This is a genomic window from Parvimonas sp. D9 (assembly GCF_035282565.1).
Lineage (GTDB): Bacteria > Bacillota > Clostridia > Tissierellales > Peptoniphilaceae > Parvimonas > Parvimonas micra.
In genome coordinates this window covers 1-24,192 of sequence record NZ_JAYKBM010000011.1, presented here as the reverse complement: position 1 = coordinate 24,192, position 24,192 = coordinate 1, and the positions used below count along the sequence as shown (strand labels likewise).

The following is a 24,192-nucleotide window of genomic DNA, read 5'->3' as shown; positions in this document are numbered from 1 at the left end:
TGATAACTTATTATTATGCCGCTCTTTAAGTGCCTTAATATTATATCAGCCTTCGCCCTATCAGTCAATACCTTTTTTGTTTTTTTTTGCAATAAAAAAATCCTAATTTATTTAAAATTAAGATTTTTACTATATGAAAATTTATAAAATTAGATTCTCATTATAAATTTCTCTATTAATATTTTTATATTAATGTATTATTCTTCATCTTTATCCCAATTAAAAGTTCTTCTAACAGCTTTTTCCCAACCTTTAATTTTTCTATTTCTATTTTTTTCACTTAAATTAGGATAAAATGTTTTATCTTTTCTCCAAATATTTTTTATTTCATCAGTGTTCTTCCAAAATCCGACTGCAAGTCCTGCAAGAAATGCACAGCCCATTGCTGTTGTCTCTAAAACTTTAGGTCTTGTAACTTCTGTATTTAACATATCAGATTGAAATTGTAATAAAAACCCGTTTGCACTTGCTCCGCCATCAACTTTTAAATTTTGAATTTTAATATTTGTATCTTCTTCTATGCAAGTAAATACATCTACACATTGATAGGCTATTGATTCAAGCATTGCGCGAATGATATGCTCTCTTTTAGTTCCTCTTGTAAGTCCGAATATAGCTCCTTTAGCATTCATATCCCAATATGGAGCTCCAAGTCCCGTAAAAGCGGGAACAATATAAACACCGTCAGTATCATCTACTAAGTTTGCATATTGTTCGGACAAACTCGCATCATAGAGTAGTCTTAATTCATCCCTAAGCCATTGTATTCCGGCACCGGCAATAAATATACTTCCTTCTAATGCATAAGTAACTTCTCCGTTTAATCCCCAAGCTATCGTAGTCAATAATCCGTTTTTGGACTTCAAAACTTCTTTTCCTATATTCATCAAAAGGAAAGCTCCTGTTCCATAGGTTATTTTAGCTTCAGCTTTTTCAAAACAATTTTGTCCGAAAAGAGCAGATTGCTGGTCGCCAATTACAGACGAAATAGGAATTTTTGCTCCACCGAATGTGTATTCATCAGTATATCCGTAAATTTCGCTTGAGTCTCTAACTTCGGGTAATATGGATTTTGGAATATTCAAAATTTTTAAAATATCCTCATCCCATTGTAGAGTATTTATATTGAATAACATTGTCCTCGAGGCGTTTGAATAGTCCGTTATATGCACTTTTCCCCTTGTCAAGTTCCAAACTATCCACGTATCTACAGTTCCGAATAATAGCTCTCCTCTTTCAGCTCTTTCTCTAGCTCCTTCAACATTATCCAGTATCCATTTTATTTTTGTGGCGGAAAAATAAGCATCAAGTTTCAGCCCTGTTTTTTCAAAAATTAAATTTTCATAGCTATCTTCTCTCAATTTTTCACAAATTTCTGAAGTTCTCCTACATTGCCAAACAATTGCGTTATATACCGGTTTGCCTGTAGATTTTTCCCAGATAATAGTAGTTTCTCTCTGATTTGTAATTCCGATAGCTTTTACTTCGGTTGGTCTTACAAAATTTCTTTCCAAAACTTCTCTACAAACTCCGGATTGAGTTGCCCAAATATCCATTGCATCGTGTTCAACCCATCCGGCTTTTGGAAAAATTTGTCTGAATTCTTTTTGAGATATACCTTTTATATTTCCCTTATGGTCAAATAAAATAGCTCTTGAGCTCGTAGTTCCTTGATCTAATGCCAATATATATCCGTCCATAAAAACCTCCTAAGCTCTTATATCAATATTTAATATCCATTTTTTATTAATATGTGCGAACAAAAATTGTAATGAACAAAGTAATAAAACAATAAAAATCAATATAATATCTGTATAATACTCGTAAATATCAGGATAAATCAGTCTGTATACATAAGTTAATAATGTAATAACAAAAGAATAAATATATCTATAAAAAGTTTTATTTATGCCCTTTCCCTTTTTTACAGAAATATTTTTATAAAGTAGAGCTAGAAAAGTAGCAAATTCTGAAATAAGCATTATCGCAAAATAAATCGCTATTAAACTTAAAATTGTATTTAATTCCATAATATTTGAAATTAATTCAGAATAAAAAATTTCATATATGATATAGAGCAAAAAATAAACCAGCCCATATATTATACAGCTAAAAGTCTTAATCCTTGCAATTTTTTTTCTGCTAAATCCACTTATAAAAAGTTGATTAAATATATTTTTTCGAGAAAAAATGAAAGTTAAAAAACTAGCGGTTAAAATGGACATAATAACTTCTGTATTTAAGTAAATATCAATATTCAAAAACTTTGCAAATGCTAAAAACACGAGCTCACTCAAAACGGAAAACAAAATTCCGATTAAAAAAGTTTCAAATAATACTTTTAAAGAAAATTTCAATCCATTTCTCAATTTAATGACCTCCTTCAGATGCAGTAATTGCCTCATAAATTTCCTTTAAAGAAACAGTTCTGCTTCCATGCGCTCTAATTTCATCTTCATCTTTTGCTAAAACATAGGCTATTTTCAATTTAGAAAAATTTTTAAGAGTCCTAATTGCCAAAACATCCCTGTCTTTTACAGCTGTACTTATCAAATCAACAGATCCGGAAATGGAATAAACCATTTTTTCGAGTTTTTCTCTACTTTCAAAAAGTGCAACTTTTTTATCCTTAATAATGATTATATAGTCAAGATAATCAAAAAAATAATTTACATTTTTACTATGGATTATTGGAGTATAGCCATTTCTTTTAAAATTCCCAATTAAAATATCACTTAATTTTCTGATGTCCAAACTTGAAAGTCCAATCTCAGGTTTATTAAAAAGAAGATATTTTTTATTCGTACAGATTGTGACAACAGTTTTGAAAATTGTACAATTTTGAACATTTTCTTCCGCCTTGAACTTTTTATCAAGGTCAAGTTTAAAAGAATCACAAAGTTCCAACGCATAAGATAAATCAAAATCCGAATTAAAATTGGATATATTCTTTAAAACCTGTCTTAGAGTATATCCGTCATAAAATTCCATCTTAGGACACATATAAATCAAATCTCTTGCATCTTCTGGCTCTTTCCCATCAATTAAAACAGTTCCATCATCTTTGAAAGTATAATTACATAGAATATTAAAAATAGTTGTTCCACCGGAATTAATTCTACCTAAAATTCCATAGGTTTTTCCCTCTTTAATCTCTAAATTAAAATCTTCAATCGCAACAAACTTCCCATAATTTTTCTTTAAATTCTTAATTTCAATCATCTATATTTCCTCTATAATATCTAAAATAATACTCTTAACAATCTTGGCAGATTCCAAAACAAAGGTTTCAAAATCACAATCCGCCTTCTCATTTGCGTTGTCGGATATTGAGCGCAAAGCCAAATACTTAACACCATTCAAGTGGCAAGTATGTATGATAGAACAGCTTTCCATTTCACAACAAAGGGAATTAAAATTTTGCTTTATCTTGTTTTTAATTTCCTTTTTGGCTACAAAAATATCTCCTGTTGCTATAATTCCTCTAAAAATTCTATTTTCAGGTAAAACTTTTTTCGCCTTTTCATAAGAAATATCAACTAATTTTTTATCAGCAACAAATTTTACATCTTTAAGTTCCGGAATTTGTCCCATTACATAACCCGCTTCAGTACAATCGAAATCGTGATAAAAATACTCCGTTCCTATAACCAAATCTCCAATTTTCACGTTGTCATCAGTAGAACCGGCAACCCCTATATTTATAATAATTTCCGGAGAAAAATGATCTATCATACTTTGCGTATAAATTGCGGAGTTTACTTTCCCGATTCCACAAATACCAAGTACAACTTCTTTGTTAGAAATATTTGTAAGGTAAAAAGTAAAGCAACCTCTTGTTACTTTTTCAGTCTCGATTTTATCTATAATTTCCATTAACTCTTCATTAAGAGCGCTTATAATACCTATCATACACTCACCTCATCTATATATTTTTTACTTAATTTCATAATAGACTTCTACAAAAGAACTCCACTTTATATGTATTTTGCCTTTAAAAATCGCAAAAATATAAAAATACAAATTTTTTTCAAATTAAAAAATTTTTAAATTTTATTTAAGGTTCCTATGGCAAAATATATATATCCTAACCATGAGAAATAAATATTTATTAAAATTAGGTTTTTAGTAATACTAAGTGTAACCTAATTCAATCATACTTTCCACTTAATTCCCCAAAAAACGGAAAGGATGATAAAGGCTTTACGCCTATTACACTATAATATTTTTTGATAATTTTTTAAATTTATAGTGTAAATCTTATCTTTACTAAAATATAAAGATATTAAGCCAAAAGTAATACAATTTATTAAAATTAGATTTGCCATCTTAAAAGGTAAATCTAATTTTAATAGAATTTACTTTAAAAAATCAAAAATAGAATATCATAAACTCTTTTAATTATTTTTTCTAAAGATGATTATGATAAAGTTAATATGACATAATTCTTTTTGATAATTTTTCCTAAAAGAATTGTGATGTAATAAATATATCTTTCCATACCGTATAAAATTTTTAGTTTTTTATTACATCATAATTCTTTTTTTATTTCATCATAATTTTTTTCTGATTATTTTAAAGTAATTATGGTGAAATAAAAGTATCTTTGCGGAGTAACTCCAACTATTATATCATAATCCTCTTTTTGATTACTATTTTTAAAGATGACTATGATGGTTTTACTTTGTAAAACTATATTAATTATAACATATCAAACAATTATAAAAAAGGGAATTTTCTTTGTTTTTCAAAGTTTTTCAGAAATTTTCACAAAAAAAAGTGTGGAACACCGTTCCACACTTTTGTATTATAAATTATATCTATTTATCAACTTCAGGTGCATCTTTAGTCAATTCTATATCAGAATTTCTGAAAGGTGCTTTTCCTTCTTGAGGTGATGAAATATCATATTTTTTAACTCTGTTATTTACAAATGCTTTTGTAGTACTTGAGAATACCGGAACAACAATAGCTTCATCATTAATTAAGTATTTACTTAATTCAGCATAATGTTTCTTTCTAACTTCCGGATCAGTATTGTCAAGACTTACGATATTAGCTAAAAGCTTATCCAATTCCGGAGAAGTAAATCTTTGGAAGTTAAATGATTCATGTTTTCCATAGAAACCGCTTGGATCCGGATTTGAACCTGTGCTCCATCCACCCATATAAACATCTATTTCAGGATCATCTGCACCAAGTTTTTCATAGAAAGAGTTGAATTCTATAAGTCTACCAGTAGTAAGTTCAACATCTAAACCTATTGCTTTCCATTGTTGTATTAAGAATGATACTGTAGGTTCTTGAGTTGCTCCACCTTGCATTGCAGCAAACTTAATTTTTAATGGCTTACCATTTTTATCTTCTCTTATTCCGTCACCATTAGTATCTTTATATCCTGCTTCATCAAGAAGTTTTTTAGCTTCTTCTAAATTGTATTTAATTCCTTGATAGTCTTTGTCATAAATTGTTGAGAACATTGGAGGAATTATTTGATATAGAGGAATACTTAAACCTTTTTGTAATTTTTTGTTTATTGTATCTCTATCAACAGCCATAGCCATTGCTTTTCTCAAATTCTTATCAGCCATTTTTGCATCAGGATTTGTTACAACTTCACCTTTGTCTTTATCATATTTTCCTAATTTAAATCCTAAATAATTATAACCGCCATAGTAATTACTAGCAATTTTACCATTCTTTAAAGCAGCAAATTTTTCGTACAAATCAGAACTGAAAGAATCTATAATATCATATTCTCCTGATTTTGATGCAGCAACTACTTGTGATGATGGAACTATTTTAATTTCCATTCTCGGAGTTTTAGGTTTACCAAAAGCGTAATATGGATTTGCTTCTGCAACAACTTGTTGTCCAGGTACTATTTCCTTAATTACATGAGATCCGCATGATAATGGATGCTTTCTTGTAGCTTCATGAGATTCTTGTTCTTTAATAGGAATATCTTTGTAAACGTGATCTGGTACCGGATTATAAGGAATTCCCTTGCCCCAGTAAATTGAGTGGTCAAATTCTTTAAAAGTAATTTCTAAATGTTTGTCATCTATAATTTTAACACCGGAAACATCTTTAGCTTTTCCGTCATGATATTCTTTCATACCTACAACATTAAGATAGTCAGTACCAAAACGTACACCTTCATAATCTTTATGTCCAATTATTAAATAATATCTCAAAAAGTCTTTTGCAGTAACAGGAACACCGTCACTCCAAGTTGCTTTTTCATGAATTGTTATAATTGCTTTCTTTTCTTTAGGTTTGAATTCAATTTTACCTTGTCCGGTATTTCCGTTTTTATAGTCAGGGTCTGAATCGAAAAATCCTCCCATTCCAACCCAATTCATAATAGTCATATCAAAGTTATCTTGAGCAAAAGCTTCATGAAATACTCCTTTAAAAGGTGATTCCCCAATTATACCTATTTTTAGAGTACCATTTTCAATAGCATTTCCTTCATTTTCAACTACCGGATTAGGTTTAAATCCTGTTTCTTCCTTCTTACCATCTTTGCCGTCTTTTCCATCTTTTCCACTCTTAGCTCCGCAGCCTGAAAGTATCATCAAACCCGCTAAAGCCAAAGCAGTTAATTTTGACGCTTTTTTCATCTTAAGTCCTCCTTGAGAAAAAATAATTATTTTCAAGATAAATCGTTTTCTAATGAGCACAACACTACATTACAAGTGTAAATGCAAATTCTCTTGAGTAAAACTCAATCTCCATAAAACATATCTTATCTTTACAATAAGGATTATAGCACAAGAAATCTTAAAATAAAAGGTTTTTTTAAATAAATTAAAAAATAGTCATTCTTTTTAAATAAAATAAAGTTTTATTGCTTAAATTAAGTATTTAAGTTTTAAACTTAAGTAAAAAATTTTTTGAAGATATAATGGCTTGTTTTCAATGTTGAAAATATTTTTAAAACATTTTAAAACTAAAATTTATAAATTTTTTTATTTTTGAAAAAAATTACATTTTTTTAATAATTTATGTGCTTTGTAATTTGAATCACAATTTGTTATATAGAAAGCAAAAAAGAAACCACTCGCGTGGTTTCTTCAATATCAATCTTTACTATTTCCTATTTAACAGGTGAGTCAGCTGTTAATTCAACATCAAATAATCCGAAATTTGAACCAGGAGTTATATCCCATTTTTTAACTCTATTATTTACAGCTACTATACCTTTTCTGAATAATGTAGGTACAACAGGTACATTTTCAAACATATAGTTTGCGAATTCTTTATATGCCTTTGCTCTGTAATCTTTATCAACAGCTTCGACAGAATTAATTTTATCAAAAATCTTATCTAATTCTTCACTTGAAAATCTTGAGAAGTTAAATTGAGCTTTTCTTCCATAAAGACCTGTAGGATTAGGATTTGATCCTGTTCCCCAAGCTGCTTGGTAAATATCTATTTCAGGATCATCAGCTTGAACTTTTTCATAGAATGAGTTAAATTCTATAAGTCTTCCAGTAGTAAGTTCAACGTCTAATCCAATTGATTTCCATTGTTGAATATAGTAGTTAGCTATAGGTTCAGCAATAGCTCCACCTGACATTGATGCAAATTTAATCTTAAATGGTTTACCGTTTTTATCTTCTCTTATTCCGTCACCATTAGTGTCTTTATACCCTGCTTCATCAAGAAGTTTCTTAGCTTTTTCTAAATCATAAGTATAACCTTTTAATGATTCGTCATAATATTCTTTAAATGCAGGAATCATAAGTTGTGTCGCATTTCTTCTTAAACCTTGATAGAATTTTTCACCAACTTGGTTATTATCAATTGCATAAGCCATAGCTTGACGTAATTTAACATCTGCCATTTTTGCATTAGGATCTGTTACAACTTCTTTCTTTGTATTATCCCATTTACCAAGTTTAAATCCTATATAAGTATAAGATAATTCATCTTGAATACCTAATTTAACATTCTTTAAGTCTTTAACTTTGCTATAAAGGTCTGAATTTAATCCAACAGTTAAATCATATTCACCTGCTTGTAAAGCAGCAACAATTTGTGATGATGGAACAATTTTCCACACAACTTTTTTAACCTTTGGTTGACCCTTATAGTAATGTGGGTTAGCTTCAAAAACAACTTGTTGTCCGGGAACTATTTCTTTAATATAGTAAGGTCCAGGAGACAATGGGTTCTTTCTAGTGATGTCATGTGCTTCTTGTTCTTTAACAGGAATGTCTTTCAATTTATGACTTGGAACCGGTTCGAAAGGAATTCCACCACCCCAAAGAATACCAGGATTGAATTTCTTAAAGTGGATTTCAAATTTCTTATCACTCAAAGTTTTAAAACCTGAAATTTCTTTACTTTCACCTTTATTATATTCTTCTATACCAACTACATTTCTCATATCGTCGTCGAAACGAACACCTGTATAATCCTTATGTGCTACGATTTTATAATATTCTAAAAAGTCTGCGGAAGTTACCGGAGTTCCATCATTCCATGTATATTTTTCATTAATAGTTATGATTGCTTTCTTTTCTTCCGGTTTAAATTCTATGTCGGCTCCACCACCGTTTACTAATCTATAGTTTTCATCAATTTTAAATGTACCGTTTGTAGAATAAGCCAAAATTTCCATATCAGGATTACCACTTGCAAAAGCTTGATGGAAAATACCAGTAAATGGTGAATCATTTATATATGCAACTTTAAGTGTCGCATTTTCAACTGCTTTGCCCTCATTTTCAACAACCAAATTATCTTGGATTCCAACTTTTTTGTCATCCTTCTTTGATTCGTTTGATCCGCCTTTACTACAAGCGGAGAATAAAAACGTTGTTGCTAAACATAACGCAACGATTTTTGATAATTTTTTCATACCTAAATCCCCCTTTATGTATTTACACGATCCATACATCGTGCAACAAGCGATTAATTACATTACTAATTGCTCGCTTTATTGTGTTAGATAAAAAAGACAAAATTAAGAAGTGTTTTTTCACTTCCTTCCTTATTTTTTCTAACTAACTTTACCATATTATACTATATAAAAAAATTTTTTGCAATAGTTTTTTATAAAAAATTGTATAATTATAAAATTTTTATTTTAATTATTAAATAAATCATAGTAAATTCATAGTAAAGTTGTGATTTTTAGAACTTTAGCAAGATTTGTTTTGAAAAATATTTTTACTAAAAACGTATTCTTATTTTTTTATATAATTTACTCATAAAATCAAAGCAATCTTTTTAACAAAAAATGCAGACAAACTTTCATTTAATCTGCATCTTTTTTAGCACATTTTATTTAATTTCTTTTAAGTCTACTACTTTTCCCAAATCACCTTGAATTAATGAATTATCCATTGCTGTTCTGAATATTTTTTCGCTATCGATATTTATAATTTTTCTTGCGTTTTTTTTGTTTTTGTTAGACTCGTTTATTACAAAACTTTTTTCATCACCATTAACTTTGTATTTAACTACAATTTCTCCTGAACTTGGCATTCCTTCAAGTACGACTTTCTTTGCACCGGTAATATTTAAATCTGTTGTCAATGAATTTAAATTGACTTCGACAAAATCTTTGACATTTTTTGTGTCTACATTGACAGTAGTCAAATTGTCTTTACTTTCATTTTCACTATAAGCCATACCTCTTCCCGCTATCAATAATTTTTGAATTTTTCCGGTAGTGTAATTCAATATTTTTAGATTAGTATTTGGAATCTCTATTTTTTCGTCATTTACATCTTTGATAGTGAATTCATCAAATTGATTAAGTACCTCCTTAATGTTTTTTCCTGAAAATAATTTTTTGTCATAAGCACTGTAAGTAAATTCTTTTTTCAATAAATCATTATCTTTATTCCCCATTACTGTTCCCATAATTTCAATAGGTTTTTTAACTTCTATGACTATTTTAGTTTTATCATCTTTTTTAGAAGAACTTACAAACGAAGACGAAAATTTACTATATATCACAGAATCATCAATAATTCTGGTTATGAGGTCAAATTTTGAACTGTTTTTCAAGTTTATTCTTCTTGTTATTACTCCTACTTTATTTCCAATTTTTTCGTCAAAATTTACTTCGTTTTCAAAGTATTTATCTTTGTAAGTTACAGTTATACGGTTAAAATTATCTTGACTTTTTTTTATTTCTACATTGTAACCCTCATATTCGCTTAAATCCAAATATTTTATTTCTTTTTCTGTCTTCAAAATTTCTTTGGTACTGTAAGTCGATTTTTTTTCAATTTCTTCATCGACTCTTCTTTGAACTTCACAAAACATCTTATAGGAGCCTGTAAAACCTATAGCTATTAAAGAAAAAGAAGTTATTGCCAATACTTTAAGTTTAAAATATTTACCTCTCATATTCGTCCTCCTTCGTTTTTCGCCCATAAACTCTTGAGTACATAAATTTTATTTTTATCCAATCATTATATTTCAACACTAATCTGTATATGAATATTGAATAATATTTAATTAAAATACTCATAGCTATGAAAAGTCCTATAGCAAGCATTATCGGAAAAACTACCCACAAAAAACTAAGTGATAATGATGACAATGCAGTTAAAGTAATCGGTGTTAAGAAGATTGCAAGTCCAACTCCAAAAACAGTCATACCTACAAACAAAAACCAAATTCCTCCCAAAATTATAAACATTATTGCAAAGAATAGAGAAATTATTATAAGGAAAAACATTCCCTTTGAAAAGATAAATATTAGCATCAGATTAACAATAGCCATAAGGAAAGTTAAGTTAAATCCTACTTCTAAAATGTCTCTCGCACCTCGAAATGCAAATGCAAAATAGAACATTATGAATAAAATATTCACGAGTGTCAAAAATTTCCCCGCCCTTGTCTGTAATCCTCTATTTGTTCTTACTAAAAAGGATATTGAAATAATGTATACTCCCAGCATTTCTGTAATTCCTGCTAGAAATCTAAAGCCCAAAAATGCTTCTATAACTGAAAATATAGCAAGGAACATAAATGAAAAAATGCCATATTTTTCAATAACTTTATCACATTTGTTCTCCATAATTTCAATTTCTCTATTTGAATATCCATCTGATAAGCCTTTTTCAAACCAGCGGTCAAATTTTTTACTTAAGTTCAAAAAAACTCCCTGCTTTTTTGAAACATTTTTTTCTTCAGCTCTAAGCTCTTGAACGATTATTTTTGGAGAACCGAGCTCCAAAATAATTTCTTGTTCAGTTTTTCCGTCTAATTTACCATTTAAGAAATATTCTTCGTAATCTCTTAAAATATCCAAACTTTCTTCTTCTGAATAATATTTTAAAAGATAATCATTTAAGACATCCAAGTATTCAACCTTATTCATCATTTTCACCTCTCTTTAAAATCTTATCCATTCCATTTTTTAACTTTTCCCACGCTTCCAACTGATTATTATAATATCTCATTCCGGAAGCGGTAATTCTATAATATTTTCTTGCAGGCCCCTCGTTTGACTCAACGATATAAGTTTCAAAAAAACCTTCTTTACTGAGTCGTCTGAGAATCGGATATATAGTGCCTTCACTTACTTCAATGGATTTTGAAATACTTTGAACAATTTCATATCCGTACATATCCTTGTCCATTAAAAAACTTAAGACACAGAGATCTAACAGACCTTTTTTAATTTGCGTATCCATTTTTACCTCCTTTATCAAGTTGCTTCGTACTACCTTATATATATTCTATCATACTACTATACATTACACAATACCTTTTAATATATTTTTTGAAAATTTTAAAATTTTGTATTTATCTTTATTACGTTTAAACGTTTGTTGATTTTGTTCTTATTGTTTGATATAATTAAATTGACATTAAATTTATCTAAAAAAAGGTTTAACTCTGATATATTTTTCTTTAAAAAATTATTTTTAGCAAAAAATATATTTTATTATTATTTCTTTTTAACTTTATTTAAGGTTACTGTAATAAAATGGATGTGTTGTTGATAAAATGTAAATTTTATTTTACTTAAATACATATTAAATTTATCTATTAAAGAAAAATATAGTATGAATTAATAAAATTTTTGATTAATATAATAATCAATCAGCATTGGAGGTGTTATAATGAAACTTTTTTTTGAATATCCCAATTGTACAACTTGTAAAAGAGCAAAAAAATTTCTAAAAGAAAATGGAATTGAATTTAAGGAAATTAGCCTTAAAGATAAAACTCCAACTAAAGCTCAAATCAAATCTGTTCAAGGCAGTATGGGATTAAAGAGACTTTTTAATACAAGTGGCAAGAGCTATAGAGATTTGAATTTAAAAGAAAATTTTGATAATCTTTCTGCTGATGAAGCTCTTAAATTATTAGTAGAAGATGGTTCCCTTATAAAAAGACCTATCTTCATTGACGAAGAAAATAAAATTTTTCTTATAGGTTTTAAAGAAAACGAGTGGAATGTTTTAATTAAAAAATAATATGATTAAGGAGAGAAAAATGGAACAACAATATTCATTAGTTGAAATCTATCCTTCTTATGACAGCGATGAATTTCAAAATGATTTCAAAAAAATAGACAGTTTACTAAATGATTTTGAAAAACTGAATTTAGAAGACAATATTGAATGTATTAAGTCCGTTATTGGAATTTTAGAAGAAGTTAATACTACAATTTACAGAATTTTTACATTTATTGAACTTAATCAGGCAATAAATACAACTGATGAAAAAACAACTTATTATAGCAATAATTTGAATGCAAAACTTTCAAATTATGCAAAGACTTTTACAAAAATTGACAAATTTTTAGGTTCAATCACTGTTGATATTACAAAAGATGAATATTTAAAACAATATGAATTCTTCTTTAAAAATAAAAAAGAAGCTTTAAAACATGTATTACCTGAAGATATAGAAGAAGTTATTGCAAAAATGAAACTTTCAAGCTCAAATGCTTGGGAATTTATGTTTAACTTCTTAACATCAAAGGCATCCATAGAATTTAATGGAGAAGAAAAAACTTTAAGTGAAATAAGGAACCTAGCTTATTCCTCCGATGCGAATGTAAGAAAAGAAGCTTTTTATAAGGAATTGGAGCTTTATGATAGCATAAAAGATTCAATAGCTTTTTCATTAAATAATATTAAACAGGAAGTTAATACAACTTCAAAGATGAGAGGTTTTGAAACTGCTCTTGATGAATCTTTGGAAAATGCAAGATTAAAGAGAGAAACTTTGACTGCTCTTTGGTCAAGTATCGAAGACTATCTACCTCATTTCAGAAAGTTTTTCAAACATAAAGCTAAACTTTTAGGATATGACGGCGGATTAAAATTCTATGACCTTTTTGCAAGTATTGGAGAAAGTGACAGAACTTTCACAGTTGAAGAAGCTCAAGAATTTTTATTGAAGCATTTTGCAACTTTTTCAGACGATATGGTAAAAATGGTTAAAGAGGCTTTCGACAACAACTATATTGACTATTTCCCTAAAAAAGGAAAAGTTGGTGGAGCTTTCTGTAGCAATCTTCCATATATAAAACAATCCAGAATTATGATGAATTTTGACGGAAGTCTTTCATCAGTCTTAACTCTTGCTCATGAGTTAGGTCATGCATATCATGGACTTCATGTTGAAAATCATCTACCTTTAAATTGGGATTATCCGATGCCGGTTGCTGAAACAGCATCAATTTTCAATGAAAATTTAATTATGTCCGCAGCATTAAATGAAGCATCAGATAAAGATAAAATTACTTTGATGGAATCACAAATTTCTGACTGTGCTCAAATAACTGTTGATATCTATTCAAGATTTTTATTTGAAAAAGAAGTTTTTGAGAGAAAACTTGATCACTTTATGATGAGTGAAGAATTAGAAGAAATTATGAGAAATGCCCAAAAAGATACTTATGGAGATGGACTTGATGCTGAAACTTACCATCCATTCATGTGGACATGTAAGCCTCATTACTATTCTGCCGGTTTCTCATACTATAACTATCCTTATGCTTTCGGCGGTCTTTTCTCAAGAGGTCTTTATGCAATTTACAGAGAAAATCCAAATGGCTTTGTAGAAAAATATCAAGAACTTTTAGAAGCAACTACAATCAATACTTGTGAAGATGTTGCAAAAGTTATGAATATTGATTTAACTAAAAAAGATTTCTGGTTAAAATCTCTTGAAAGCATAAAAGAAGAAATTGATGAATTTATAGAATTGACAAGTAAATAGTTAAAATATTAATGGCGATTTTTTAATTGCCATTTTTTATTGTGAAACAACAAGGTTCCCGGGTACCCACCCGATGCAAAGCATCGTGGAAGGGTGGGGTTCTTATTGCGAAGCAACAAGGTTCCCGGGTACCCACCCGATGCAAAGCATCGTGGAAGGGTGGGGTTCTTATTTAATTTTTTATTATAACCATATCCTTTTTTAAATAAAGTATTGACTTCATTATTTTATTGTGATAAGCTATAAGTGATAAAATATTTTAGTTAAAAAATGTTTTAAATAAATAAAGGAGTTGCTTTATGAAATTTAGAAAATTATTTATTTGTTTATTTTCTTTTTCTCTTTTTCTAACTTCCTGCTCATCTATACCAAAAGATAAATCCAATGTTGAAAATAAGGAAGAAGTTAAAAACAAAGAAGAAGCTGAAAAGGAAACTGTAGATAAAATATCTTTTGAAAAAGAGATAAAAAAAGTAGAACTTCCACAAAAAATTTCTGATTTGCGTTTTTTAAATTATAATCCGGAAAATAATAAATTATATTTTAATTATACAATTGAAAATAAGTTAGTTTATGCATCTAAAAATTTAAAAGATGGAACTATTGATATAATTTATGAAATTAAAGGTAAAGAAAAGGAAAATATGTTCGATATTGCAATAGATGGTATTATTGACGAAAAATTATTCATAGTAAAGGTTAATCACAAAAATATTGAAAATAAAGAGAAAGATAATGAAGAGACTCTTTTTGAATACAATTTTATCGTTGTAGACAAAAACAAAAATATTCAAAAATATTTTAATGAAGATGAAGATTCAATGTCAGGTGATAATCAAACATATGCAATAATCCCATCAGTTAGTGTTGATGGTCATAATTTAATTCTAACTTGTGAAAATATGATTAATAAAGATATACTAAAAAGCTATCTACTAAAATTCAATATTGACGATGGACAATTAACTTTACTTAAAGAAGAAGAATTAAGTATCAAAAATGATAAGTATAATGGTAAGTATATTATGTTTGCTGGTAGTTTTGAAAACAATCTGTATTACCAAGTGGTAACTTATAATAACGAAGATAGCCTTGCAGAAGGATCTTCAGATATTTTCAAATATATATCTATAGAAGAATCTAAAAAAATTTTAGAATTGAATAAGATAAATGCTCCAACAGAAGTAAAAAACAGAAAAGCTGCTTTCGTTTCAGGAGATAATAAGTTATTATTTATAAGTGAATTTTTAATGGTTGAATCTACTTACAACGCCGGTAAAGTTTTCAATTTAGAAACTATGTCAAGTACAGAAATTCCAAATATCGAAAGTCCATATGATATTACTGATATCTATAGAATAAAAGATTTATATATATTAAACAACAATAGGAGTATATATGCTTATAATAGCGATGCAAAATTGTTACTTCAAATAAATTATCAATACAAAGAAAAAATCATATCTAAAATGGCAGTTACGAACGATATTATTTCTTATTTATTTAGCGATAATTTAGAATCAAAAGAAGCAGAACTTCATATAATTAAACTTAAACGAAATTAGAATTTGATTTTTGTAGAATTTAACTTTGTAGCTTTATTATGTTATTATAATTGTGGAGTGATATTAATCGGAGGGCTTATGAGTAAAAAAACAATAAAGATACTTCTTTTAATTTGGTTATTATTAATACCGTATATAACAAATATGATAATGAAGTTAGATATTCTTTCACATTATTTGAATGAGGCGTATCACGGAAGTGCAATATATCTTTCAATGTTAATTACAGTATTAATTCTATATTATGAAGTATCCAAGAAAAAATAATTTAATTAATCTAGTAAAAACCGGTCAAATCACAATAAGAAATAAAAAAAATATAAAATTTAACTAAATATTAAAAATATCACTCACAAAGTAAACACAAAGGGCATTTCGTTTGAAATGCCCTTTAAATTGCACTGAATATTATATTTTTTTAGTTTTCTCTTAACCCGTTCGGAATTATAATTTCTTTTAGTAATTTTTCCTCTTCTTTTATTCTAACATACATCACAAAAATGTATAGAGGAGAAATTACTAAAGCCGTATATAAAGCGTGACAAAGCAATGCAAGCCCTGTCAATTCGGGTAAAATATTTAAAAAATAATTAGGATGTTTTACATTTACAAACAACCAGTGATTTACAAACTTATGGTCATTTAAAATCATAAGTTTAACTGTCCAAATATCTTTTAACAATCTTGTAACTGTGTAAAGCATAAAGATTGAAAAGATTATCAGAAGCAAACCAATAAAACTGATTTTATCAAATTTTGGTTTTCTAATAATCGCCTCGATAAGACAAAATAAATAAAATAATATATGTAAGATAGTAATTCTTTTAGAATTTTCTACTCCATATTCTCTCCCACCGTCTTTTAGTATTTTTTTCTCGTTTTTAATTGAAATCTTGAGAAAAAATAATCTAATTATAAAAACAGCTATAACAATAGCATAAATCATATAACTCATATTACCCCCAAATAATTGTTATATAATATTCAATGCAATCAAAAACATTTTAACATAAAATTAAACTTTTTGCCACCTATGTTATTCGATAGTAATACAATTACTTCGTAAGGTTTACTTTTGTTTATAGGCAAACAAAAGTAAATCTTACATAACTTATATATCATAGATATAAGTTATATTAATCTCGCGATTTTATACACAAATAAAAGAAGTTCTAATCTATACTATTCAAGTTTTTATCTTAAACATATCAACCATGAGTAGTAAATTCATTATCATAGAGCTTTATGAGATCTCCAGAGCAATTGTATCTAAAGATACAATTACCCCGTCAGACCTACTTTTGTTTACAAGTAAACAAAGTTAGGGCTAAATTGACTACGCTCGAGATGACGTAAAAAGGAAAATTCTTCGTTTAAGAGCTAAACGTTAATTGAAGATAAACTTACGAAATAAATTAAAATTATATAAAAAACGAAATAATTCACGTCATAGAACTATGCAAAGAAACGCCCCCAACACGTCATCTCGACTGGAACGTAGTGGAATGGAGAGATCTCATACTTTTGCTTTAGCAAAAGTAAATGTATCGCAGATACATCTATTATAAAAATGTTATGACTTTGTATATAAGTAAAATAAGGTCTTAGATAAACAATTCTTAAGTCTTTACTATAAGTTTGTCAACTATGAAAAATTTATTTATTAGCATAGAGCTTTATGAGATCTCTCGACTACGCTCGAGATGACGTAAAAGGAAAATTCTTCGTTTAAGAGCTAAACGTTAATTGAAGATAAACTTACGAAATAAATTAAAATTATATAAAAAACGAAATAATTCACGTCATAGAACTATGCAAAGAAACGCCCCCAACACGTCATCTCGACTGGAACGTAGTGGAATGAATCTAGCCCTAACTTTGCTTGTTTACAAGCAATAGTAGGTCTGACGCAAAGATTGTTCAAATCTTTGATTTGAGTACAATCGACTGTGGGAATCTCATACTTTTGCTTTAGCAAAAGTAAATGTATCGTAGATACATCCCAGACTGATGACAAAGTATCAACGAGCAATTGTTGACGCTTTTTTAACGGAGAAAAAGAGAATAAGTAATATAATAATTAGACTATAGTCAAATAATTTAATAAAAACATTCAAATTAAAAGGTTGAGGATTTTTACTCCCCAACCTTAGTTACTGAACTTTATTTTTTAGTTTTTCTTTGCGATTCCCGGTGTAGTCATTGAGAATACATCTAAGATATTGTCAATTTCTTCTTCAGTCATAATTTTTTCTGAAATTAAAACTGCTTTTACAGGTAAATTCTTTTCAATAGCTTTATGAATTACTTCAACTGATTTTTCATATCCGATATGTGGAGCGAAAGCAGTTACGATTCCATAGCTATTGTGAACCATATTTTTAGTTCTTTCTGCATTTGCAGTAATGCCTAAGATACAGTTATGAACAAATGTACTTGCTGCTCTACCAATTGTTTCAACTGATTCAAATAAGTTGTAGAAAATAACCGGTTCAAAAGCATTAAGTTCAAGTTGTCCCGCTTCTGCAGCCATTGTAACGGCAACGTCATTACCTACACAGTTAAAAGCAACTTGAGATACAACTTCAGGAATTACAGGATTTACTTTTCCCGGCATAATTGAACTTCCGGCTTGTCTTGCAGGTAAATTGATTTCTGCAAAACCGCAAGTTGGACCTGAAGACATAAGTCTTAAGTCATTAGCTATTTTAGACATACTGATTGCACAACTCTTTACAAGACCAGAAACGTGAACGAAAACGTCAATATTTTGTGTTCCGTCAATCAAGTCTTCTGCTTGTACTAGTTCCAAATCTGTAACTTGTGCAAGATTTTTTACAATCTTATCCATATAGCTTACATCGGCATTAAGTCCTGTTCCTATTGCAGTTGCTCCCATGTTTACAGTTTTTAAAACTGTACATGCAGTTTTGAATAATCTAATATTTCTGGAAATAACTGTTGAATAAGCTCTAAATTCTTGTCCAAGTCTGATAGGAATAGCATCTTGCATTTGAGTTCTTCCCATTTTTATAACATCATCAAACTCTTCAGCTTTTGAAATTAAAGCACTTTCCAATTCTTTTAAACTTTCAATAGTTTCCCCTAAAAGTCTGATAAGAGCAATTTTACCGCTTGTTGGATAAACGTCATTTGTAGATTGTCCCATATTTACATCATCATTAGGATGAATAATTGAATAATCTCCAAGTTTTCCGCCTAAATGTTCAATAGCAATATTTGCAATTACTTCATTTGCATTCATATTATGACTTGTTCCTGCTCCCCCTTGAATTGGGTCAACAATGAATTGATCTAAATATCTTCCCCAGATAATTTCATCACAAGCATAAACTATTGCATCTTTTTTCTTTTCGCTCAAAACTCCGGCTTCAAAGTTCGTAATAGCACAAGCCTTCTTAATTTCAGCAACTGATTTAATCATTTCAGGATTTGTTCTTCTTCTTGTAATCTTGAAATTTTCTGTTGCTCTTTGAGTGTGAATTCCATAATAAACATTCTCCGGAATTAAACTTTCTCCGACACAATCGTGTTCGACTCTGTATCCTTGTTTTACTTCCATAATATTTTTTTACTCTCCTTTATATAAAATATAATTTAAACCATTTTTTTAGGGTCAACAATTTCATCAAATTCTGACTCTGTTAAATAACCGAAATGTAAAACCGCCTCTTTCAATGTCGTATTTTCCTTAAAAGCATATTTTGCACATTGACTCGCCTTATCATATCCGATATATGGATTAAGTGAAGTTACGAGCATTAAAGATTCATTCAAATATTTATTTACAACTTCTTTATTTACTTTTATTCCCCTTACACAGTTTTTCACAAAAGATTCCATAGCATCTGAAAGTAAATTTACAGATTCAACAAAACTGTGAATAATAATAGGCATATATACATTAAGCTCAAAATTTCCTTGAGATGCACAAAAACTTATTGTAGTATCATTTCCTAAAACTCTTGCACAAACCATTGTCAAAGCTTCTATTTGAGTAGGATTTACCTTACCCGGCATAATTGAACTTCCGGGTTCATTTGCAGGAATTTCAATTTCTGAAAAACCGCAACGTGGTCCGCAAGCTAAAAATCTTATATCATTTCCAATCTTGATTAAATCCATTGCAAGTGCCTTAATAGCTCCATGAGAAACTACAACAGCATCTTTCATTGTCAATGAATGGAAGAAATTTTCAGCAGGTTTGAAGTCCTTGCCTGTAATTTTTGAAACATATTTTGCAACAATATTTTTAAAGTTTTCTTTAGTATTAATTCCTGTACCAACTGCAGTTGCTCCAAGTGAAATTTCTAAAAGCCCTTTTCTAGTAAATTCAATATATTCCAGACATTTTTCAATAGAATTTCTATAACCGCTAAACTCTTGAGAAATCTTAATAGGAACAGCATCTTGTAGATGTGTTCTACCAATCTTTATAACATCACTATTAGCATCTTCAAAAGTCTTAAAAGATGAAATTAAAGTTTTCATTGACGGAATAAGCTTTCTGTCAATAACATCTAAACAAGCTATATGTAAAGCTGTTGGAAAAGTATCATTTGAACTTTGAGATTTGTTTACATCATCATTTGGGTGAATTAAAGTTTTACCCGCCTTTTGATTTGCATAATTTGCAATCACTTCATTCAAATTCATATTAGTTTGAGTACCGCTTCCTGTTTGGAAAACTACAAGTGGAAAATGCTCATCAAGCTTTCCACTAAAAATTTCTTCAACAGCATTTTCTATTGCAGAAAATTTTTCTTTGTTTAAATCGCCAAGCTCGTAATTAGCCATAGCACAAGCGTACTTAACAGTAGCCATCGCTCTTATAACTTCAGTCGGCATCTTGTAATTTCCAATTTTAAAATTTTCAAAACTTCTCTGTGTAGTCGCTCCCCAAAGCTTATCACTTTCTACCTTTATTTCTCCAATAGAGTCTTTGTAAATCTTATAACTCATTAGAACCCTCCTATATTTAATCAATTTTTATCTTTTGAAAATAAAGTTAATTTATTTTTATTAAATATTTATTAAAAATGAACAAAAAAAATTAATACCTTTAATTAAAATTAGTTTTTTAAAAATATATAATTTTAAAACCTATTTCATCATACTTTTCTCTAAACTTTCTATCCTAACTGAAAAGTATGATATATCATAATCTTCTTTTTAATTATTCTTTATAGTAATTATGATGCAATAAATATGTCTTTACGCCTTGTGGCAAAGACAATTATACCATAATTCCTTTTTGATTATTCCTTGTGGTAATTATGGTGAAATTAATAGTCTTTACAAAAAGTTTTCTTCACTATTCTATTAATTATATCATAATCTTCTTTTTAATTATTTTTTAATGAAGATTATGATGAAATTAATATAGTTTTACCATCAGGCGTAAAACTATATTAATTATAACACAAAAAAAACAAAATGTTTAACATTTTGTTCATTTTTTGTTAGTTATTTATTAAATAACAATTTATTGTTATAGTTTACAACTGCTTCATATTCATATACCCAAATTAATATACAATTCTTTAAACTTACTTCTTAATAAAAAATTAATAACTTTATTATTTCATAGTGAATAATTCACGTCATAGAATTATGCAAAGAAATGCTCCCAACACGTCATCTCGACTGGAACGTAGTGGAATGGAGAGATCTCATACTTTTGCTTTAGCAAAAGTAAATGTATCGTAGATATATCATTAAATTTATTTTATTTCTTTCAGAAATACTATTGCTTGTGAACAAGCAATAGTTGAGATTTTCACAGTCGATTGTGCTCAAATCAAAGATTTGAACAATCTTTGCGTCAGACCTACTTTTGTTTACAAGTAAACAAAGTTAGGGCTAGATTCATTTCGCTTCGCTACAGTCGAAATGACATGTAAGAGAAATCCCTTTGTTTAAGAGCTAGACGTTAATAGTCAAATTAGCTTCAAAAATTATTTATAATTTATAAATATTCTACATTTTAAAAAACTTTTATTATAATTAATAAACAGTCTTATAACCAAAATTGACGACAATACAAAAGCAACTATAAATTGACTTTATAATTGCTTTTAATTTTCTAAAATTTCCATTGCCTTTAAATATTTATTTCTTCTGTTAATATCTTTTTCTGTTATTGTTTTTAATCTTTTTAAGTTTGAATTATGCCTTAAATCTGACAATTTTACAGCCAAAGCTATTTTATTGGTCTTTACTCTATTTATATAGTCAAAATACTCCTCATCAGTATTATGTGTTAAAAGTAAAATGGCGTCCATTTGTTCTTTATCTAAAAAATTGAAATCTTTAATGCTATACAATTCACTATCTTCAAGTACATCATGTAATAAAGCTACAGTTTTTGCTCTAACTCCATTAACTCCCAATGCAACATTTATCGGATGAAAAATATAACATTTCCCTGCTTTGTCTTTTTGCTTAATATGTGCCCTTAACATAATAAAAAATGCTTTAAATAATTTAAACATAATTCCTCCTTTATACTAAAATATACTAATATTTTTATACCCTTTTTTAATATACTTTTTTTGTAATTCTTATCGAAGTGTGCTATAATAAACTAAAGATATAAAACACCTAAATTAATTTAATTTAGATGTTTTAAAGTAAAAATAAAGTCTTTGTTAGCATGGTATTTTTAAGAATAGCATACTAACAGTAAATTAAGTACGGTATTATCGCAAAAACCGTACTAAAAATAAATTAAGTACGGTATTATCACAAAAACCGTACTAAAGGAGTTGTTCATGGAATTAAAAAATTTGCCAAATCCATTTATCCCAGAAAAACTTCCAATTAATATAACAGAAATATTAATTGATGAAAATATTATAAAATTAATATCCAAAGCTAATAGAAGTATAGGAATGTATAATGGCTTATTATATAATTCTCCTAACCCAAATTTATTAATTTCTCCATTAATCGCTCAAGAAGCATCTTTGTCTTCTAAAATGGAAGGTACGCATGCTACTTTAGAAGATATTTTAAACTTTGATGCCGGTCTGAGTGTAAATATAGAAAAAGACGAGATGCACGAAGTAATTAACTATAGAGAAGCTTTATATTATGCATTAGAAAAAATGTCAACCATTAGCGATTTAGAAAAGAATGGAAAACTTCCATTAACTTCAAATCTTATAAAAAATATTCATAAAATATTATTAAATAATGTACGCGGTTCATCTAAAAATCCGGGAGAATTTAAAAAATTTCAAAATTATATTGGTTCAAAACATAAAATAGATTTTACTCCTCTATCTCCAGAATTAACACCTGAATATATGTATAATTTAGAAACTTATATTCATGATGAAAGAATTGATGTTTTAGTTCAAACAGCGCTAATTCATGCGCAGTTTGAAATGATTCATCCATTTCAAGATGGTAATGGTAGAATTGGTAGGTTATTGATTCCATTATTTTTATACTATAGAGAAGTTCTTATTCTACCTACATTTTATATGAGCCAATACTTTGAATCAGATAAAAATTTGTATATAAAAAACTTATCAAATATATCCAAGAACAATGATTATAAATCTTGGATAGAATATTTTTTAATAGGTATAATAGAACAATCTGAAAAGAATACCGAAAAAGCAAAAGAACTAATGGAAATTTATTCTAATATAAAAAATATAACATCAAAGGAAATAACTTCTCAATTTCTTATTCCAATGATAGATTTCATGTTCAAATCTCCAATTTTTAAAATTTCTCAATTAGTAAGAAATTTAAATATGAGCAAAGATCGAGCATATACATTAACTCAACAACTAATAGATTTAGGTATATTAAGTTGTGATGATGTAATAAGAAATAGAACTTATTTTGTTAATCCTATATTAGAAAAAATTCTTTAATTTTTTAATTTATGAAATATAAATCGTTAATTAAAATTTATTACATTTAAAAATAATGAATTAATTGAGAGCATCTAGATTTAACAGAACAAAGCTATTCTTTAGTAGAAGATTTTTAACAAAGTTAAAGTATGATAATTAGAAATTTCTAGATTATAAAAAATCAAAGATTTAATTGTTTGAATAATATTTTTCTTGATAGAGTGAATTATCACTCTATTTTTTATTATAATTTTGTATGCTATCTGTATGCTACTTGTATGCTATTAATAAGTTTTTATACATTTTTTAGCTTTTTAAAATAATTTAAGCAATAAGACCCCCACCCTTCCACGATGCTTCGCATCGGTGGGTTCCCGAGAACCTTGTTGTTTCACAATAAAAAAACGTTGGAAAAATCCAACGTTTTAAATTCATATTTACTATCTCTTTGAGAATGTTATAATATGCATTTTTTACTATTTTAAATATATCTGTATGTTATATGTAATCTACTTGGA

Annotated in this window: 18 protein-coding genes; 5 read left to right on the top strand and 13 right to left on the bottom strand. The window is 28.2% G+C overall.

The genetic code is table 11. The features are described from left to right. Window positions 1–197 precede the first annotated feature (197 nt). The 9 genes from glpK to VJI94_RS07495 form a co-directional block, all read right to left on the bottom strand. Window positions 198–1,700: a glycerol kinase GlpK gene (glpK, locus tag VJI94_RS07535; protein ID WP_324008899.1), complete on the bottom strand. Its 1,503-nt coding sequence runs from the start codon at window positions 1,698–1,700 to the stop codon at window positions 198–200. 9 nt (window positions 1,701–1,709) lie between these two features. After that, the gene (locus tag VJI94_RS07530; RefSeq protein WP_253861333.1) at window positions 1,710–2,369 is read right to left on the bottom strand and encodes a hypothetical protein; all 660 of its coding nucleotides are present in this window, start codon (window positions 2,367–2,369) and stop codon (window positions 1,710–1,712) included. A gap of 1 nt (window position 2,370) precedes the next feature. Beyond that, the gene (locus tag VJI94_RS07525; RefSeq protein ID WP_150263587.1) at window positions 2,371–3,222 is read right to left on the bottom strand and encodes an ATP-binding cassette domain-containing protein; all 852 of its coding nucleotides are present in this window, start codon (window positions 3,220–3,222) and stop codon (window positions 2,371–2,373) included. Further along, window positions 3,223–3,912 (bottom strand): 5'-methylthioadenosine/adenosylhomocysteine nucleosidase, encoded by a 690-nt coding sequence (locus VJI94_RS07520; RefSeq protein ID WP_004832380.1) that lies wholly within the window; start codon window positions 3,910–3,912, stop codon window positions 3,223–3,225. Between the two features lie 908 nt (window positions 3,913–4,820). Next, window positions 4,821–6,626, bottom strand: coding sequence for an oligopeptide ABC transporter substrate-binding protein (locus tag VJI94_RS07515; RefSeq protein ID WP_029950521.1), 1,806 nt, complete (start codon window positions 6,624–6,626; stop codon window positions 4,821–4,823). Window positions 6,627–7,102: 476 nt separating this feature from the next. Then, window positions 7,103–8,872, bottom strand: a complete 1,770-nt coding sequence (locus tag VJI94_RS07510) for an oligopeptide ABC transporter substrate-binding protein (RefSeq protein WP_324008898.1) — start codon at window positions 8,870–8,872, stop codon at window positions 7,103–7,105. Between the two features lie 425 nt (window positions 8,873–9,297). Then, window positions 9,298–10,374 (bottom strand): hypothetical protein, encoded by a 1,077-nt coding sequence (locus VJI94_RS07505; protein WP_324008897.1) that lies wholly within the window; start codon window positions 10,372–10,374, stop codon window positions 9,298–9,300. Further along, window positions 10,364–11,356 (bottom strand): HAAS signaling domain-containing protein, encoded by a 993-nt coding sequence (locus VJI94_RS07500; protein WP_324008896.1) that lies wholly within the window; start codon window positions 11,354–11,356, stop codon window positions 10,364–10,366. Before VJI94_RS07500 ends, VJI94_RS07505 begins: the two co-directional genes overlap by 11 nt. Next, on the bottom strand, window positions 11,346–11,669 hold the full coding sequence (locus VJI94_RS07495) for a PadR family transcriptional regulator (protein ID WP_004832388.1): 324 nt from the start codon (window positions 11,667–11,669) through the stop codon (window positions 11,346–11,348). Before VJI94_RS07495 ends, VJI94_RS07500 begins: the two co-directional genes overlap by 11 nt. 432 nt (window positions 11,670–12,101) lie before the next feature. On the opposite strand from VJI94_RS07495, the gene VJI94_RS07490 reads away from it, so the two are divergent. The 4 genes from VJI94_RS07490 to VJI94_RS07475 all read left to right on the top strand — a co-directional run bounded on the left by VJI94_RS07490 (window position 12,102) and on the right by VJI94_RS07475 (window position 15,779). Then, entirely contained in the window at window positions 12,102–12,458 is a 357-nt protein-coding gene (locus VJI94_RS07490; protein ID WP_004832389.1) for a Spx/MgsR family RNA polymerase-binding regulatory protein, read from the top strand. A 19-nt stretch (window positions 12,459–12,477) separates the two neighbouring features. Then, window positions 12,478–14,214, top strand: a complete 1,737-nt coding sequence (locus VJI94_RS07485) for a M3 family oligoendopeptidase (RefSeq protein WP_269752547.1) — start codon at window positions 12,478–12,480, stop codon at window positions 14,212–14,214. Between the two features lie 26 nt (window positions 14,215–14,240). After that, window positions 14,241–14,390, top strand: coding sequence for a hypothetical protein (locus VJI94_RS07480; protein WP_324008895.1), 150 nt, complete (start codon window positions 14,241–14,243; stop codon window positions 14,388–14,390). 123 nt (window positions 14,391–14,513) lie between these two features. Continuing rightward, on the top strand, window positions 14,514–15,779 hold the full coding sequence (locus VJI94_RS07475; RefSeq protein WP_324008894.1) for a hypothetical protein: 1,266 nt from the start codon (window positions 14,514–14,516) through the stop codon (window positions 15,777–15,779). 418 nt (window positions 15,780–16,197) lie between these two features. Here VJI94_RS07475 and VJI94_RS07470 read toward each other — a convergent pair whose 3' ends face one another. The 4 genes from VJI94_RS07470 to VJI94_RS07455 form a co-directional block, all read right to left on the bottom strand. After that, window positions 16,198–16,734, bottom strand: coding sequence for an isoprenylcysteine carboxyl methyltransferase family protein (locus VJI94_RS07470; protein WP_009447666.1), 537 nt, complete (start codon window positions 16,732–16,734; stop codon window positions 16,198–16,200). A gap of 1,215 nt (window positions 16,735–17,949) precedes the next feature. Continuing rightward, window positions 17,950–19,362, bottom strand: coding sequence for an aspartate ammonia-lyase (locus VJI94_RS07465; protein WP_324008893.1), 1,413 nt, complete (start codon window positions 19,360–19,362; stop codon window positions 17,950–17,952). A 35-nt stretch (window positions 19,363–19,397) separates the two neighbouring features. Further along, window positions 19,398–20,762 carry a class II fumarate hydratase gene (gene fumC, locus VJI94_RS07460; RefSeq protein WP_324008892.1) on the bottom strand — a complete coding sequence of 455 codons (1,365 nt, stop codon included), beginning with the start codon at window positions 20,760–20,762 and terminating at the stop codon, window positions 19,398–19,400. Between the two features lie 1,115 nt (window positions 20,763–21,877). Further along, window positions 21,878–22,294 (bottom strand): GTP pyrophosphokinase, encoded by a 417-nt coding sequence (locus VJI94_RS07455; protein ID WP_324008891.1) that lies wholly within the window; start codon window positions 22,292–22,294, stop codon window positions 21,878–21,880. 279 nt (window positions 22,295–22,573) lie between these two features. On the opposite strand from VJI94_RS07455, the gene VJI94_RS07450 reads away from it, so the two are divergent. After that, window positions 22,574–23,692 (top strand): Fic family protein, encoded by a 1,119-nt coding sequence (locus VJI94_RS07450; protein ID WP_278555001.1) that lies wholly within the window; start codon window positions 22,574–22,576, stop codon window positions 23,690–23,692. Window positions 23,693–24,192: the final 500 nt, after the last annotated feature.

Excerpts from the sequence above, each read along its gene's own strand:
- VJI94_RS07490 (WP_004832389.1), top strand. The coding sequence starts at position 12,102 with ATGAAACTTTTTTTTGAATATCCCAATTGTACAACTTGTAAAAGAGCA.
- fumC (WP_324008892.1), bottom strand. The coding sequence starts at position 20,762 with ATGAGTTATAAGATTTACAAAGACTCTATTGGAGAAATAAAGGTAGAA.
- VJI94_RS07455 (WP_324008891.1), bottom strand. The coding sequence starts at position 22,294 with ATGTTTAAATTATTTAAAGCATTTTTTATTATGTTAAGGGCACATATT.
- VJI94_RS07475 (WP_324008894.1), top strand. The coding sequence starts at position 14,514 with ATGAAATTTAGAAAATTATTTATTTGTTTATTTTCTTTTTCTCTTTTT.
- VJI94_RS07495 (WP_004832388.1), bottom strand. The coding sequence starts at position 11,669 with ATGGATACGCAAATTAAAAAAGGTCTGTTAGATCTCTGTGTCTTAAGT.
- VJI94_RS07470 (WP_009447666.1), bottom strand. The coding sequence starts at position 16,734 with ATGAGTTATATGATTTATGCTATTGTTATAGCTGTTTTTATAATTAGA.
- VJI94_RS07520 (WP_004832380.1), bottom strand. The coding sequence starts at position 3,912 with ATGATAGGTATTATAAGCGCTCTTAATGAAGAGTTAATGGAAATTATA.
- VJI94_RS07450 (WP_278555001.1), top strand. The coding sequence starts at position 22,574 with ATGGAATTAAAAAATTTGCCAAATCCATTTATCCCAGAAAAACTTCCA.
- VJI94_RS07525 (WP_150263587.1), bottom strand. The coding sequence starts at position 3,222 with ATGATTGAAATTAAGAATTTAAAGAAAAATTATGGGAAGTTTGTTGCG.
- VJI94_RS07500 (WP_324008896.1), bottom strand. The coding sequence starts at position 11,356 with ATGATGAATAAGGTTGAATACTTGGATGTCTTAAATGATTATCTTTTA.
- VJI94_RS07505 (WP_324008897.1), bottom strand. The coding sequence starts at position 10,374 with ATGAGAGGTAAATATTTTAAACTTAAAGTATTGGCAATAACTTCTTTT.
- VJI94_RS07510 (WP_324008898.1), bottom strand. The coding sequence starts at position 8,872 with ATGAAAAAATTATCAAAAATCGTTGCGTTATGTTTAGCAACAACGTTT.
- VJI94_RS07485 (WP_269752547.1), top strand. The coding sequence starts at position 12,478 with ATGGAACAACAATATTCATTAGTTGAAATCTATCCTTCTTATGACAGC.
- glpK (WP_324008899.1), bottom strand. The coding sequence starts at position 1,700 with ATGGACGGATATATATTGGCATTAGATCAAGGAACTACGAGCTCAAGA.
- VJI94_RS07465 (WP_324008893.1), bottom strand. The coding sequence starts at position 19,362 with ATGGAAGTAAAACAAGGATACAGAGTCGAACACGATTGTGTCGGAGAA.
- VJI94_RS07515 (WP_029950521.1), bottom strand. The coding sequence starts at position 6,626 with ATGAAAAAAGCGTCAAAATTAACTGCTTTGGCTTTAGCGGGTTTGATG.